This window comes from Parazoarcus sp. PS-13 R2A (genome assembly GCF_057621855.1).
Genome location: NZ_JBYEXN010000012.1, coordinates 21400 through 35667, shown reverse-complemented (window position 1 = coordinate 35667; position 14268 = coordinate 21400). Strand labels below are relative to the sequence as shown.

Genomic DNA, 14268 nt, shown 5'->3' with positions numbered 1-14268 from the left:
GCGGTCCGCAGCGGGTTAGAACTGGATTCCCGAACGCTCGGCAACCGTGTGCATGTCCTTGTCGCCACGTCCGGAAAGGTTCACGAGCAGAACCTTGTCCCTGGGCAAGGTCGCTGCGAGCTTTGCCGCATGCGCAAGGGCATGCGAGGACTCGAGCGCCGGGATGATGCCTTCGAAGCGGCACAGATCGTGGAAGGCCTGAAGCGCCTCGCTGTCCGTCACCGCGACATACTCGGCACGTGAAGAATCCTTCAGCCACGCATGTTCTGGGCCGACGCCGGGGTAGTCGAGACCGGCGGAAATCGAATGCGTCTCGGTGATCTGGCCGTCCTCATCCTGCATCAGATAGGTACGGTTGCCGTGCAGCACGCCAGGCTTGACGTTGGCGGTCAGCGGTGCGGCGTGACGCCCGGTCTCGATCCCGTCGCCTGCCGCTTCGACACCGATCAGGCGTACGCCCTCGACACCGATGTAGGGATGGAAGATGCCCATGGCGTTGGAGCCGCCACCGACGCAGGCAATCACGTAGTCAGGCTGGCGCCCGGCCGCTTCCGGCATCTGCACTAGGCATTCCTTGCCGATGACGGTCTGGAAGTCCCGCACCATCATCGGATAGGGATGCGGCCCCGCAACCGTACCAATGATGTAGAAGGTGTTGGCGATGTTGGTCACCCAGTCGCGCATGGCCTCGTTCAGCGCATCCTTGAGCGTCTTGGAGCCCGACTCGACGGGAACCACGGTCGCACCGAGGAGCTTCATGCGATAGACGTTGGCCGCCTGGCGCTTGACGTCTTCCGAGCCCATGTAGACCACGCACTCCATGCCGTAGCGGGCCGCAACCGTTGCCGTTGCCACGCCGTGCTGTCCGGCACCGGTTTCTGCGATCACGCGCGGCTTGCCCATGCGCCGCGCCACCATCGCCTGGCCGATGCAGTTGTTCACCTTGTGGGCACCGGTGTGATTGAGGTCTTCGCGCTTCAGGTAGATCTGCGCGCCGCCGAGCAGGTCGGACCAGCGCTTGGCATGGTAAATCGGGCTTGGGCGCCCGACGTAGTGCTTCAGATCGTGCTCGAACTCGGCGATGAAAGCCGGATCGGCCATACATTCGGCGTACGCCAGACGCAACTCTTCGAGCGCGGGCATGAGCGTCTCTGCGACAAAGACGCCGCCGTACGGACCGAAGTGGCCCTTCTCATCCGGAAACTGGTACTGCATGTCAGCCATCTGCATCTCGAACTCCGGCAATGAACGCAGCCATCATGGCTGCGTCCTTGATTCCCTTGGCCACTTCAACACCACTGGACACATCCACCGCCCAGGGGCGCACACGACGAACCGCCTCACGCACGTTTTCCGGATCGAGTCCGCCGGAAAGGATGAGAGGCCTGTCGAGTCCCGCGGGGATGAGGGACCAATCGAAAGTCTTGCCTCCCCCGCCATAACCCTCGACAAATGCGTCGAGCAAAATACCGCGGGCGCCGGGGTGGCAAGCTGCGAATTCTAACAGATCGACCCCCGCCCGCACTCTCGCAGCCCGGATCCATGGACGGCCATAGCGGGCACAGTCCGCCTCGGCTTCGTCGCCGTGGAACTGTAGCAGCTGCAAGGGCACGCGGCGCAGGGCCTCATCGACGAATCCGGGATCGGGATTGACGAACAGGCCGACGGCCGTGACAAAGGGCGGCAGCAAGGCTGCGAGCTCGGCCGCCTGATCGAAGCTGACATGGCGCGGGCTAGGCGGATAGAACACGAAGCCGATGGCGTCGGCACCGGCATCAACCGCCGCGCGGACATCCTGCGGCCGGGTCAGGCCGCAGATCTTGATTCGGGTACGTGACATTCAGAGAAGGGGAAGCTGAGGCTGGGAGATGATACGCCCATCCCCAGGCAGCGGCCAGTTCGGCGGGTACGCCACGCCACAGAGGTAAAGCCCTGCAGCCTCGAACGTGGGCGCAGCGATAGAACGGTCGCCGCGCTCCAGCACCTCTCCAATCCACTCCGGCGGGTAGTGTCCCTTGCCGATGTAGACCAGCGCCCCCACCAGGTTTCGGACCATGTGATGGAGAAAGCCATTGGCCCGGAAATCGAGCGCCAGATAATCGCCGGCACGCGAAACGCGCGCATCGTACATCACCCGGACGGGCGTCTTCGACTGGCAGCAGGACGCCCGGAAGGCCGAGAAATCATGCTTGCCCACCAGCAGGCTGGCGGCTTCGACCATGCGTGACTCATCCAGCGGCGGATGAAACCAGCCCACTTTCCCCGCCATCACCGCCGGCCGCGACGGCGAGTTGTAGAGAATGTAGCGGTAGGCGCGTTCGTAGGCGAGAAACCGTGCATGAAAGCGGTCATCGACCTCGACCGCCCACTTCACCACGACCGTCCTCGGCAAATGGGTATTGACCCCACGCACCCAGGCCGTGACCGGGCGACGCGCAGTGGTGTCGAAATGGGCGACCTGTGCAGTCGCATGCACACCGGTATCGGTGCGCCCTGCCACCTGCAGACGCACGAACTCACCCGCAATTCGCTCGATTGCAGCTTCAAGAACATCCTGCACGGTCCGACCATGACGCTGGCTCTGCCAGCCTTCGAATGCATCGCCCGCGTACTCGATACAGAGCGCAATCCTTACCACATCCACCACCCCAACAATCCACCTACCAGAACAAGGACAACAAGGTCTGCCGCCCCAAAACGCTCACGCACGAGATGGACAGGCGCCACCGGTTCGTCGGTCGCCAACAGCCATTGCTTCCACTCATGACGGCCGCCGCGCGCGTCATCGACGTAACGCAGAACCAGCAGAAGCCTGAGCGCAACCCGCTGCGCCGACAGACCGAGCACTGCCCCCGGCCTGCACAAGGCATACAAGCCACTCACCAACCGGTCAGGTGACAGGCGCTCGAGGAGCAAGGCCACGCAGCATACAACCACAAGCAAACGCCCTGCATGAACGAGTGCCAGCGTCAGCCCCTCCCGCGTCGGACTAAGCACCGGAAAGGCACTTACCAGCGCCTCCCCCGGTGTAAACCACGCGAACAGAACGAATATGGCCAGCAGCAGCACTCGTACGCGACGAATCAGCCGAACGCCGCGCATGCGGGCGAACACGAGCACCAGCACCAGCGTGCCCGCAACCAGCGCGGCCAGCAGCGCACCACTCGCGAGCTGCACCGATGCAACCCCCGCGATCCAAAGGAACAGGATCAGCCCCGCGTGCATGCTCAAAAGAAAACGCCGCCGCGAGGCCTGCGCCCCACGGCGGCGACATTGACGGGAATCACCCCAGTTTTTCGATCAGGGTCCGCGCTGCTGCCTGCTGCGCAGGACCACCCTCAGCGAGCACCTCGTTGAGCAACTCAAGCGCGCCTTCCTTGTCGCCCATCTCGTCGTATGCACGGGCGAGTTCGAGCTTGGTCTCAACCTCGTGATTGATCTCGCCCTCGGGCTCGGCAGGCGCTGCCGACGGCGGGACCTCATCCTCCTTCACCGCCTCGGGGGCCGCCTCGGATTCGGCAGCCGTCTCGGGTGCAGCTCGTTCATCTTCCGACGGCTCGAGGTCCAGATCGATGCTGGTCAGATCCATGCCTGCAGGCTCTGCCGGCGCAGCATCGCCACCAACCGGCGTTTCGAGATCGAAATCGAAATCCAGCAGATCGGCATCGAAGCTGGTCTTCTCAAGATCCATCACGGTATCGTCGGCGTCCGGATCAACATCGTCGGACTGGACCACAGTCGCGCTCATGTCGAATGCGGCCTGCTTGTCATCAGCCGACTTGCCCAGTTCAGGCAGATCGAATTCGAGTGCGGGCTCATCGGCTGCAGCGAGCGCAACATCATCGCCCACAACCGTTGCCGTATTCGATGCGGGCACCGGCGCCTCCTCTGCAGGCTCACCGCCACCGACCTCGAGCGTGAACTCGTCACCATCCAGCTCCAGATCCATCTCCGAATCCGGCGCTGTATCGGTGTCCGGTGCGCTATCAGCGAGAACGGCATCAATCTCGGGCAGGGACGTGTCTTCCGCTTCTGCGGCAGGCTCATCCACATCGCCGCCCAGATCGAAATCGATGGCATCGACATCAATCGACAGCGGCTCCTCCTGCTCAGCCCCGGCATCGGACGTCTGCTCAGGCGCTTCGGCATCGCCACTGGCGATCTGCCCGAGGTCACCCGGCATGGTCCACGTAGCCTTGAGCTGCGAAGGACTCGGCTCGACCGGAACCGAAGTCGTGAAGTCGAGACTGGACAGGGTCTGACCGAGCTCGTCAGCCGCATCTTCGGTGTCGGCTTCCGCTTCCGGAAGCTTCGCCGCGCTGGCAGCACCTGCAGCCGTCGCCGTTGCAGCGGCAGCAGTCACAGCAGCTGCGGCGGAAACGGGAATGGACGCCGCAGGCAGCTCAGTGGCGGGCGGCACGGTACGCTCGCCTTCTGCCGGTCCTGCGCTGTATAGCGGGTTATCGGGGTCAAGCTTGCGCCCCATCTGCGCAGCCTTCTCCCAGTCCGACCCCTGGCCACCGGTGCGCGAATAGAGCTCGCTTGCCGTGGTTTCAAACTGCTTCGGACTCTGACGCTGTGCGAACACCTCAAGCAGCTTGAGATAGATCGCCGTGCGGTTCGGATCGGCCTTGAGCGCATCCTCAAGAATTTCCTCTGCCTGTGCGTCACGGCCATAGGCCATGTACACATCGGCTTCAGCCACCGGATCAACACCTTCATCCGCATCGATCGAAGACAGACCGGACTGGCTGAAATCGGTCTGCAGGATGCTGCTGTTGCCGGTGTCGACGCTCTGACCGCCCGTCGCACCGAATACGGCGCTGCTGTCAGGCGGGAACTCGCTCATCAGCGCCGAGCTGTCCAGCGCCTCCATCGCCTGCTTGCGCTGGCGGGAACGGTAGGCGGCGAAACCGAGCAGGAGCGCAATCACGCCACCACCGGCCGCGAGCATGGCGGGATCGGCAAGCAGCGACTGCATGAAGTCGGGCTCAGGTTCGGCCTCAGGGGCTGCTGCCACCGGTGCCACCGGTGCCGGCGGCACGGGCGCGGGCGCGGGTGCAGGCGCTGCTTGCGGAGGGGAAACCGGCTCGGCGGGCGGCTCGACCGCGGCGGCTTCCACCGCCGGAGCTGCCGGCGGCGCTTCTGCGGGCGGCGTCACTGCGGGTGCGGCAGGCTCCGCAGCCGCCTCAGGCGCTGCGGTCGCAGCAGCGCCTGCAACTGCAGCAGTGCCTGCCGTTGCAGCACCGGGTGTTGCAGCGTCAGGCTGCAGCTGCGCCAGCGTACCGCTCTTCAGTTCCAGCAATTTCTGCAGGTCGCGGATGCTCTGCTCAAGCTGAGCAAGGCGTGCGTTCGCCTCTTCGAGACCCTTTTCACGTGCGACAAGTTCTTCTTCGAGCGCATGCAGGCGGGCAACCGCTGCCTTGTCCATCCCGGCTTCGCCGTCCTGGGTTTTCGAGATCTGCAGCTTGTCACCTGCAACGGCGGGCGCGCGCGCGTCCTCGACCTTGGGCACGATGCGGCCAGCACTTGCCTGTTCGGCCGGCGCAGGCGCCGCCTCACGCACCACTGCGGTACCCGCAAGGCGCTGGCGATAGGCCTCAAAGTCAGCGGCCTGGGCCACGACCTCGCGGCGAGCCTCGGCAGGACTGGTTGCCAGAACCGCGTCGGCGGACGGCATCGTCATGATGGCGCCTGCGCGCAGACGGTTGATGTTGTCGCCGTCAAACGCAGAGGGATTGGCGCGGAACAGGGCCAGCAGCATCTGGTCGAGATTGGCGCCGTCGGGGCGATTGGCCTCTGCGATGCGGCGCAGGGTGTCGCCACGCTGTACTGTATAGCGGTCCACCGCGGCGGGCCGGGGCGCAGGCGGCGCTGCCATCGGTGCAGGGCGCGGAGCGGCCGCTGGGGCCGGTGCGGCAATGCGCGCAGCCACAGGCTTGGGCGCGGCAATATCGACCGGATCAAGAAGGAAAGTGTATTCGCGCGACAGGCGTCCCGAAGCCCAGTCGAGTTCAATCAGCAGCCCGACAAAGGGTTCGTTGATCGGGCGGTCACTGCTGAGCTTGACCACCTGGCGCTGACCGCTGCGCTCAACTGAGGCCCGGATACCGGACATAAATCCCGAGTAAGGAATCCCGGCCTGTCTGAAGGCATCGGGCGAAGCCACCTTTGCGGTGACCGAACTCAATTCCTGAGGCGTCGCGCTGATCTGGATTTCGGCCCGCAAGGGCTGACCCAAGCCACTGAAAACATTGATCTGACCAAGCCCGGCAGCAAAGCCACCGAGTGGAAACGAGGCGATCGCAGCTGCGATCAGGGATGCCTTAATCGACGTTTTCATAGTTATCCTCAAACCACGCTCCCCTTCACCAAGCCGGCAAAGGGCAATACATCATGGACTTGGGCTAGCAATCTAGCATTTTTATTAAGGACCTGCACCAACTGATTATGTCTAAAGGGGAAAGCAACTTTCCCCCCGAACGGGCGGCCCGGCTCGACCTCATGCAGGCAATCCGGACCGCGACAGTTCATCCTCAGTCTTCAAGCAGAATGCGAAGCATGCGACGCAGCGGCTCGGCGGCCCCCCAGAGGAGCTGATCACCGACCGTAAACGCGCCAAGATACTCCGGCCCCATTGCCATCTTGTGCAGGCGCCCGACCGGAACAGACAAGGTGCCGGTCACCGCCGCCGGCGTCAGATCGCGCTCGGAGAGCTCACGCTCGTTCGGCACAACCTTTACCCACTCGTTGGCCCCGGCAATGATTTCGCTGATCTCGTCGAGTGGCACATCCTTCTTCAGCTTGATGGTCAGCGCCTGCGAGTGACAACGCATTGCACCGATCCGCACGCACAGACCGTCGATGGGGATGCTGCCAGCGGTGCGGAATGCGGGGTTGCCAAGAATCTTGTTGCACTCGGCGCCGCCCTTCCACTCCTCTTTCGACTGGCCGTGCTCGACCGGTACATCGATCCACGGAATCAGGCTGCCGGCCAGCGGCGTGTTGCGGAAGTTCTTCTTCGGGAAGGCATCGGAGCGAATCGTCTCCGCAACCTTGCGGTCGATATCGAGGATTGCCGAACCCGGGTCGGCGAGCAGGTCTGCCACCGATGCATGGATGGTGCCCATCTGCGCGATCAGCTCACGCATGTTCTGCGCACCCGCGCCGGATGCGGCCTGGTAGGTCATCGCGGACACCCACTCGACCAGATCGTTGCGGAACAGGCCACCGAGACCCATCAGCATCAGCGACACCGTGCAGTTGCCGCCAATCCAGTTGCGGCCGCCCTTGGCAAGGGCGTCCTTGATCACATGCATGTTCACCGGATCGAGGATGATCACGGCATCGTCGGCCATGCGCAGCGCGCTGGCGGCATCGATCCAGTGGCCGCTCCAGCCGGACGCACGCAGTTTCGGGAACACCTCCTTGGTGTAATCCCCGCCCTGGCAGGTAATGATGATGTCGCAGGCCTTGAGCGCATCGACGCTCATCGCATCCTGCAGCGGCAGCGCCGCTTCCTTGCCGCCGAAAACGGGTGCCTTGCCCCCGGCCGCAGAGGTGGAAAAATACACGGGTTCGATATGGGCGAAATCGCCCTCGTCCACCATGCGCTGCATCAGCACGGAACCGACCATGCCACGCCAGCCAACCAGACCTACTCGCATCATCACATCACCTCGAATCGAAAAACCTTAAAGCGCCGCGAGAACCGCGTCACCCATCTCCCTGGTGCCGACCTTCTTCGTGCCCGGCTCGAAAATATCGCCGGTACGGAAGCCTTGCGCAAGCACTTGCTTGACGGCAGCCTCGATACGCTGAGCCTGCGCTTCAAGACCGAAGGTATAGCGCAGCATCATTGCAGCCGACAGGATCGTCGCCAGCGGATTGGCCACGCCCTTGCCTGCGATGTCCGGCGCCGAACCGTGAGAGGGTTCGTACAAGCCCTTGTTGTTCGCATCCAGCGAAGCCGAGGGCAGCATGCCGATCGAGCCGGTGAGCATCGAAGCTTCGTCCGAGAGGATGTCGCCGAACATGTTGCCGGTCACCATCACGTCAAACTGCTTGGGCGCCCGCACGAGCTGCATCGCCGCATTGTCGACCAGCATGTGCGACAGCTCGACGTCCGGATAGTCCTTGGCCACTTCTTCGGCAATATCGCGCCAAAGTTGAGTGCACTCAAGCACATTCATCTTGTCGACCGAGCACAGACGCTTGCCACGCTTCTGCGCAGCCTCGAAGGCCACCTTCAGAATGCGGCGGATCTCATACTCGGCGTAGATCATGGTGTTCCAGCCCACCCGCTGCTGTTCGCCATTGACCTCGCGCACCTCAATACCGCGCGGCTGACCGAAGTAGATATCGCCGGTGAGTTCGCGCACGATGAGGATGTCCAGCCCGGCCACGACTTCGGGTTTGAGCGAAGAGGCGTTGGCAAGCTCCGGATACAGGATCGCCGGACGCAGGTTGGCAAACAGGTTGAGATCCTTGCGGATACCCAGCAGGCCACGCTCGGGGCGCTGCTCGCGCGGGAGGTTGTCCCATTTCGGCCCACCCACAGCCCCCAGCAGCACCGCATCCGCTTCACGGGCGAGCTTCTGGGTCGCCTCGGGGTAAGGCGTGCCGGTAGCATCGACTGCACAACCGCCAAGCAGCCCTTCTTCCAGTTCAAACTTGAGGTCGAGCGCCTTGAGCACACGCACGGCTTCCGCCATGATCTCGGGACCAATGCCGTCACCCGGCAGCACACAAATCTTCATCCGGTTTCTCCACGCAAACCCGGGCCGCAAGGGCTCAGGCGAAATAATAGGGGTGCTTGGCGCGACGCGCGTCTTCAAACGCACGGATCTTGTCGGCATGACGCAGCGTCAGGCCGATGTCGTCCCAGCCATTGAGCATGCATTCCTTGCGGAAGGCATCGACGTCGAATGCAATCACCTTGCCATCGGGACGGGTGACCGTCTGCGCAGCCAGATCCACCTTGAGCTGATAGCCCTCGGTCGCTTCGCACTGGCGGAACAGCTCATCGACCTCCGCTGCAGGAAGCACGATCGGCAACACGCCGTTCTTGAAACAGTTGTTGAAGAAGATATCGGCAAAGCTGGTGCCGATAATGGCACGAAAGCCGTAATCCTCCAGCGCCCACGGCGCGTGCTCGCGCGAGCTGCCACAGCCGAAGTTGTCGCGGGTGAGCAGCACCTGCGCCCCCTGATAACGCGGCTGATTGAGCACGAAATCGGTGTTCAGCGGACGCTTGCTGTTGTCCTGCCCGGGCTGACCGACATCCAGATAGCGCCACTCGTCAAACAGGTTGGGGCCGAAGCCGCTGCGCTTGATCGACTTCAGGAACTGCTTGGGAATGATCGCATCGGTATCGACGTTGGCACGATCGAGCGGCGCCACCAGCGCATCGAGAACGGTAAACGGTTTCATCTTCTGCTGATCCTTTTATTGCAACTCGCGCACATCGGCAAAATGCCCGGCCACCGCAGCGGCTGCGGCCATGGCGGGGCTCACCAGGTGCGTGCGGCCACCGGCGCCCTGCCGGCCTTCGAAATTGCGGTTGGAGGTCGAGGCACAACGCTCGCCCGGCTCCAGGCGGTCGGCGTTCATCGCCAGACACATCGAACAGCCCGGCTCGCGCCATTCGAATCCTGCCTCGATGAACACCTTGTCCAGCCCTTCGGCCTCGGCCTGGCGCTTGACCAGCCCGGACCCCGGCACCACCAGCACGCGGCGCACATTGGCCGCCTTGGTCCGCCCCTTGGCGACCGCAGCCGCCTCACGCAGGTCTTCGATGCGCGAATTGGTGCACGAACCGATGAAGACCTGATCTACGGCGATCTCGTTGATCGGCGTATTGGCCGTCAGCCCCATGTACTTGAGCGCGCGCTCGATGCCCTCGCGGCGCACCGGGTCGGTGATGCCTGCGGGATCGGGCACCCGACCGGCGATTGTGGTGACCATCTCGGGCGACGTACCCCAGGTGACCTGCGGCAGGATGTCGGCCGCGTTGAGTTCGACGACCTTGTCGAACTTCGCGCCGTCATCCGACGTCAGCGTGCGCCAGTAGGCAAGCGCCGCATCCCACTGCTCACCCTTCGGTGCGAACGGCTTGTCCTTGAGATAGGCAATGGTGGTTTCGTCGACCGCTACCAGGCCGGCGCGGGCACCCGCCTCGATCGCCATGTTGCACACCGTCATCCGCCCTTCCATGGACAGCGACCGGATGGCGCTGCCGCCGAACTCGATGGCATAGCCGTTGCCGCCCGCGGTGCCGATGCGACCGATGATCGCGAGCACGACATCCTTGGCCGACACGCCACGCCCGAGTTCGCCTTCGACCTTGACCAGCAGCGTCTTCGACTTCTTCTGCAGCAGGCACTGCGTCGCCATCACATGCTCGACCTCGGACGTACCGATACCGTGCGCCAGACAGGCAAACGCACCGTGGGTCGAAGTGTGCGAGTCGCCACACACCACCGTCATACCCGGCAGGGTTGCACCGTTCTCGGGTCCGATCACATGCACGATGCCCTGCTTGGCATCGCGAAACGGGAAATAGGCCAGCGCACCAACTTCGCGGATATTGCTGTCGAGGGTTTCGACCTGCTGACGCGAGACCGGGTCGAGAATCCCCTGATCCCAGTGATCGGTCGGCGTATTGTGGTCGGCAGTCGCAACGATGGACGAGATCCGCCAGGGTTTGCGTCCAGCGAGCTTGAGACCTTCGAAGGCCTGCGGGCTGGTCACCTCGTGTACAAGGTGGCGATCGATATAGATCAGCGCAGTGCCGTCGGCTTCCTGGTGAACGACATGGCTCGACCAGAGTTTTTCGTACAGCGTTTGGGCTTCCATCCAGTGTATTCCGCGGAAAGAAAAGGTTTCGATTATTTCACAGGGGCGTGCGCCTGGGTAGCAGCGCCCGCCCTGCGCTCCGTTTGGCGCTATCTGCGCCGTGTCTGCTCGTAGATCGGCATGACCCGGGCAGCGTACTCGGCCAGATCCTTCTGCCGCGAGTCGTGCGAGGGGTGGGTGGACAGCCATTGCGGTGGCGCACCCGACGACTGCGAAGCCATCTTGGTCCACAGCGTCACTGCCGCGCGCGGATCATAGCCCGCACGTGCAGCCAGTTCCACGCCAATGCGGTCGGCCTCGGTTTCGTGCAGGCGCGAGTTGGGCAACTCAAAAGTCACTTTCGCCACCGACCCCATCAGGTCCTGCCCCACTTCGCCAACCCCGAGCAAGGCGCCAGCGACCGAGATGCCGAGGCCGGTCGCCATGCTCTTCGACACGCGCTCGCGCGCATGCTCGCGCAGCGCATGTGCAATCTCGTGCCCCATCACCGCTGCGATCTCGTCGTCACTCAGGCCGAGGCGGTCGATCAAGCCCGAATAGAAGGCGATCTTGCCCCCGGCCATGCACCATGCGTTGAGTTCATCGGACTTGAGCACGTTGATTTCCCACTTCCAGCCTGGCGCATCACGACGGAAATTGCCGGTCTGGGGAATCAGCCGCGAGGCGACCTGCCGCACGCGCTGCACCTGCCGGGCCTCACGGTTGAGCAGGTTCTTGCTCCGCGCCTCGGAAATGATTTCCTGGTACTGCTGCGACGACGCCTGTTCGATATCGCTCGCCGGGATCATCATCATCTGCCCCCGATCCACCCCGACCGCGCCTCCGCCGGTGGTTTGCACCGTCTGGCATCCCACGCTCAGCATCGCGGCAAGCAGCACCGGAAACAGGCTTTTCTTGAATATCAGCATTCAGCACTCCTCTCAAATCGTGCGCTCGGGGCCGTGCTCCCGCCAGCTCAACGCCAGCCACACAAGCCCCGCAAGCGCAAAAACCGACCCCAGCGTGAAGGTCCATGCAGATCCGATAGTGTCCCAGGTGTAACCGCTGATCAAGCCGCCCAGCATGCCGCCAGCACCAAAGGACACACTTCCGTAGAGCGCCTGCCCGCTCGACTGAAGACGCCCGGGAAACCACTTGTTCACCGCCGCGATCGCCGCCGCATGGTAGGCGCCGAAGGTCGCGCCGTGAAGCAGTTGCGCAAGGATCAGTACCAGCATGCTGCCCACACCCCAGCCGATGGTTGCAAAGCGCAGCACGGCGCAGGCAAACGCCACCAGCAGGATGGTGCGCAGTGAGTAGCGGCGCATCACGCGCGGCATGACCAGAAACACCCCGATCTCAGCCAGCACGCCGAGCGACCACAGCGAACCGACCACAACCTTGTCATAACCATGATCCACCAGCAGGATCGAATAGAAGACATACAGTGCGCCGTGTGCGGCGGACATGAGAAAGCAGGCACCGAACAGCGCGAGCACTTCCGGGCGACGCAGTGTGGCGCCAAAGCTGGCGGTCACGTGCGAACTCACGCTCGGCTTCGCCTCGGGCACCAGGATCCCACACACAAGAATGCCGAGCAGGATCGACGCGGTCACCCACAGGACAACATCGATTGCGAAATGATCGAGCAGGAGCCCGAGCCCGAGTACGGCCACGATGAAGCCCACACTCCCCCACACGCGGATGCTGCCGTAACGATGCCCCTGCGCGCCGAGATGAACGAAGGTCACGCTCTCGACCAGCGGCAACGCGGCGCTCCAGAAAAAAGCCATCAGCGCCATGCCGACGAAAATACCGGAGAACGCCTGCGTCATGAAGAAGATCGAGAAGCCCGCGAGGCTCATCGCAGCCGACAGGCGGACAATCGGCAGGCGCATGCCCAGGCGCTCGGAAAGCCAGCTCCAGAGGTTTGGCGACAGCACACGCATGAGCTGCATCAGCGACATCAGGATTGCAATGTCGGTTGCAGGGTATTGCAGCGATTGAAGGTAGAGCGTGAAATACGGCGAAAATGCGCCGACGAAGGCGAAATAGAAGAAGTAGTAGAACGAAAGTCGCCAGTACGGCAGCGTCGTCCCCATCTCAGCACCCCATGGCAAGGGGGCGGCGGCACCCGTCAGGACACCGCACCCGGATGCCGACAGACATTCGGGCGCGAATCAGGCCAGCTGCGCCTCCGCAAGCCTTGCGCGAGAAAGCGCGTGCCGCGCGCCTCAACGCCGCACGGGAGAGGGAACCGCCTGATGCCCCGCCGGCGCCAGTCCGGCAATGCGCGGCGTGGTGGTGACGACATCACCACACTGCGCTCTATGCCTCAATGCGTGGTCGATCAGCACCAGCGCAAGCATGGACTCGGCAATCGGTGTGGCGCGAATGCCGACACAGGGGTCGTGTCTGCCGTGGGTATTGACCACGACAGGCTCACCTTGACGATTGATCGACGCGCGGTCGAGCCGGATGCTGGAAGTCGGCTTGATTGCCATGCTCACCAGAATGTCCTGCCCGGAGGACAGGCCACCAAGCACACCACCTGCATTGTTGGAGAGGAAGCCCTCGGGCGTCATCTCGTCACCATGCTGCGTGCCAAGCTGGGACACGGAATCGAAACCGGCACCGATCTCGACGCCTTTCACCGCATTGATGCTCATCATCGCGTAGGCGATCTCGGCATCGAGACGGTCGAACACCGGCTCGCCCCAGCCTACGGGCACACCAGTGGCCACCACGTTGATGCGGGCGCCGACCGAGTCGCCCGATTTGCGCAGTTCGTCCATGTACTGCTCAAGTTCGGGCACAAGGGATGCATTGGGCGCAAAGAAGGGGTTGCGATCGACCTCGTCCCAGGATTCGAAGGGAATCGAAAGCGGGCCGAGCTGGGCCATGTAGCCCCGGATCACGATGCCGAACTTCTCGTCCAGCCATTTCTTTGCGATTGCGCCGGCGGCCACGCGCACGGCGGTTTCACGTGCGGATGAACGACCGCCGCCGCGGTAATCGCGGATACCGTATTTCTGCCAGTAGGGGTAATCGGCATGGCCGGGACGGAAGGTGTCGGCAATATTGCCGTAGTCCTTGCTGCGCTGATCCTGATTGCGGATCAGCAGCGCAATCGGCGTACCCGTGGTCACACCCTCGAACACACCGGACAGAATCTCCACCTCGTCCGGCTCGCGGCGCTGCGTCACATGACGGGACGTACCCGGCTTGCGACGATCGAGCTCCAGCTGTATCTCGGCCGCGCTGATCGCGAGCCCGGGAGGGCAGCCGTCGACAATGCAGCCGATCGCCGGGCCGTGGGATTCACCGAAAGACGTGACGCAGAAAAGCGTGCCGATGGAATTGCCGGACATGGGAGACTCGTAGCGTTCTGACGGGGAGGCCGGCGAGTTTAGCACAGGCCGCCAGCCACCC

At 63.3% G+C, this 14268-nt stretch carries 12 protein-coding genes; all 12 read right to left on the bottom strand.

From position 1 onward, the window contains the following. Positions 1–15: 15 nt before the first annotated feature. Entirely contained in the window at positions 16–1230 is a 1215-nt protein-coding gene (gene trpB, locus AC22G6_RS12465) for a tryptophan synthase subunit beta (protein ID WP_108973661.1), read from the bottom strand. Further along, positions 1217–1840 carry a phosphoribosylanthranilate isomerase gene (locus AC22G6_RS12460; RefSeq protein WP_108973659.1) on the bottom strand — a complete coding sequence of 208 codons (624 nt, stop codon included), beginning with the start codon at positions 1838–1840 and terminating at the stop codon, positions 1217–1219. Before AC22G6_RS12460 ends, trpB begins: the two co-directional genes overlap by 14 nt. Beyond that, positions 1841–2638, bottom strand: coding sequence for a tRNA pseudouridine(38-40) synthase TruA (gene truA, locus AC22G6_RS12455; protein WP_487367117.1), 798 nt, complete (start codon positions 2636–2638; stop codon positions 1841–1843). Further along, positions 2632–3225: a CbiQ family ECF transporter T component gene (locus AC22G6_RS12450; protein WP_487367116.1), complete on the bottom strand. Its 594-nt coding sequence runs from the start codon at positions 3223–3225 to the stop codon at positions 2632–2634. The genes truA and AC22G6_RS12450 overlap by 7 nt, the downstream gene beginning before the upstream one ends. 58 nt (positions 3226–3283) lie before the next feature. Continuing rightward, positions 3284–6343, bottom strand: coding sequence for a motility hub landmark protein FimV (locus tag AC22G6_RS12445; RefSeq protein WP_487367033.1), 3060 nt, complete (start codon positions 6341–6343; stop codon positions 3284–3286). 193 nt (positions 6344–6536) lie between these two features. Then, the gene (asd, locus tag AC22G6_RS12440) at positions 6537–7670 is read right to left on the bottom strand and encodes an aspartate-semialdehyde dehydrogenase (RefSeq protein ID WP_487367032.1); all 1134 of its coding nucleotides are present in this window, start codon (positions 7668–7670) and stop codon (positions 6537–6539) included. A gap of 24 nt (positions 7671–7694) precedes the next feature. Then, on the bottom strand, positions 7695–8759 hold the full coding sequence (gene leuB, locus AC22G6_RS12435) for a 3-isopropylmalate dehydrogenase (RefSeq protein ID WP_108947578.1): 1065 nt from the start codon (positions 8757–8759) through the stop codon (positions 7695–7697). A 34-nt stretch (positions 8760–8793) separates the two neighbouring features. After that, complete coding sequence (leuD, locus tag AC22G6_RS12430; protein ID WP_487367031.1) at positions 8794–9432, bottom strand: 3-isopropylmalate dehydratase small subunit; 639 nt, start codon at positions 9430–9432, stop codon at positions 8794–8796. 15 nt (positions 9433–9447) lie between these two features. Continuing rightward, positions 9448–10857: a 3-isopropylmalate dehydratase large subunit gene (leuC, locus tag AC22G6_RS12425; RefSeq protein ID WP_487367030.1), complete on the bottom strand. Its 1410-nt coding sequence runs from the start codon at positions 10855–10857 to the stop codon at positions 9448–9450. Between the two features lie 89 nt (positions 10858–10946). Then, positions 10947–11765: a M48 family metallopeptidase gene (locus AC22G6_RS12420; protein ID WP_487367029.1), complete on the bottom strand. Its 819-nt coding sequence runs from the start codon at positions 11763–11765 to the stop codon at positions 10947–10949. Between the two features lie 12 nt (positions 11766–11777). Then, positions 11778–12938 carry an MFS transporter gene (locus AC22G6_RS12415; protein WP_487367028.1) on the bottom strand — a complete coding sequence of 387 codons (1161 nt, stop codon included), beginning with the start codon at positions 12936–12938 and terminating at the stop codon, positions 11778–11780. Between the two features lie 132 nt (positions 12939–13070). Beyond that, positions 13071–14207, bottom strand: coding sequence for a chorismate synthase (gene aroC / locus AC22G6_RS12410; protein WP_487367027.1), 1137 nt, complete (start codon positions 14205–14207; stop codon positions 13071–13073). Positions 14208–14268 lie beyond the last annotated feature (61 nt).

Excerpts from the sequence above, each read along its gene's own strand:
- leuC (WP_487367030.1), bottom strand. The coding sequence starts at position 10,857 with ATGGAAGCCCAAACGCTGTACGAAAAACTCTGGTCGAGCCATGTCGTT.
- AC22G6_RS12450 (WP_487367116.1), bottom strand. The coding sequence starts at position 3,225 with ATGCACGCGGGGCTGATCCTGTTCCTTTGGATCGCGGGGGTTGCATCG.
- AC22G6_RS12445 (WP_487367033.1), bottom strand. The coding sequence starts at position 6,343 with ATGAAAACGTCGATTAAGGCATCCCTGATCGCAGCTGCGATCGCCTCG.
- trpB (WP_108973661.1), bottom strand. The coding sequence starts at position 1,230 with ATGCAGATGGCTGACATGCAGTACCAGTTTCCGGATGAGAAGGGCCAC.
- leuB (WP_108947578.1), bottom strand. The coding sequence starts at position 8,759 with ATGAAGATTTGTGTGCTGCCGGGTGACGGCATTGGTCCCGAGATCATG.
- aroC (WP_487367027.1), bottom strand. The coding sequence starts at position 14,207 with ATGTCCGGCAATTCCATCGGCACGCTTTTCTGCGTCACGTCTTTCGGT.
- asd (WP_487367032.1), bottom strand. The coding sequence starts at position 7,670 with ATGATGCGAGTAGGTCTGGTTGGCTGGCGTGGCATGGTCGGTTCCGTG.
- AC22G6_RS12415 (WP_487367028.1), bottom strand. The coding sequence starts at position 12,938 with ATGGGGACGACGCTGCCGTACTGGCGACTTTCGTTCTACTACTTCTTC.
- leuD (WP_487367031.1), bottom strand. The coding sequence starts at position 9,432 with ATGAAACCGTTTACCGTTCTCGATGCGCTGGTGGCGCCGCTCGATCGT.
- AC22G6_RS12460 (WP_108973659.1), bottom strand. The coding sequence starts at position 1,840 with ATGTCACGTACCCGAATCAAGATCTGCGGCCTGACCCGGCCGCAGGAT.
- AC22G6_RS12420 (WP_487367029.1), bottom strand. The coding sequence starts at position 11,765 with ATGCTGATATTCAAGAAAAGCCTGTTTCCGGTGCTGCTTGCCGCGATG.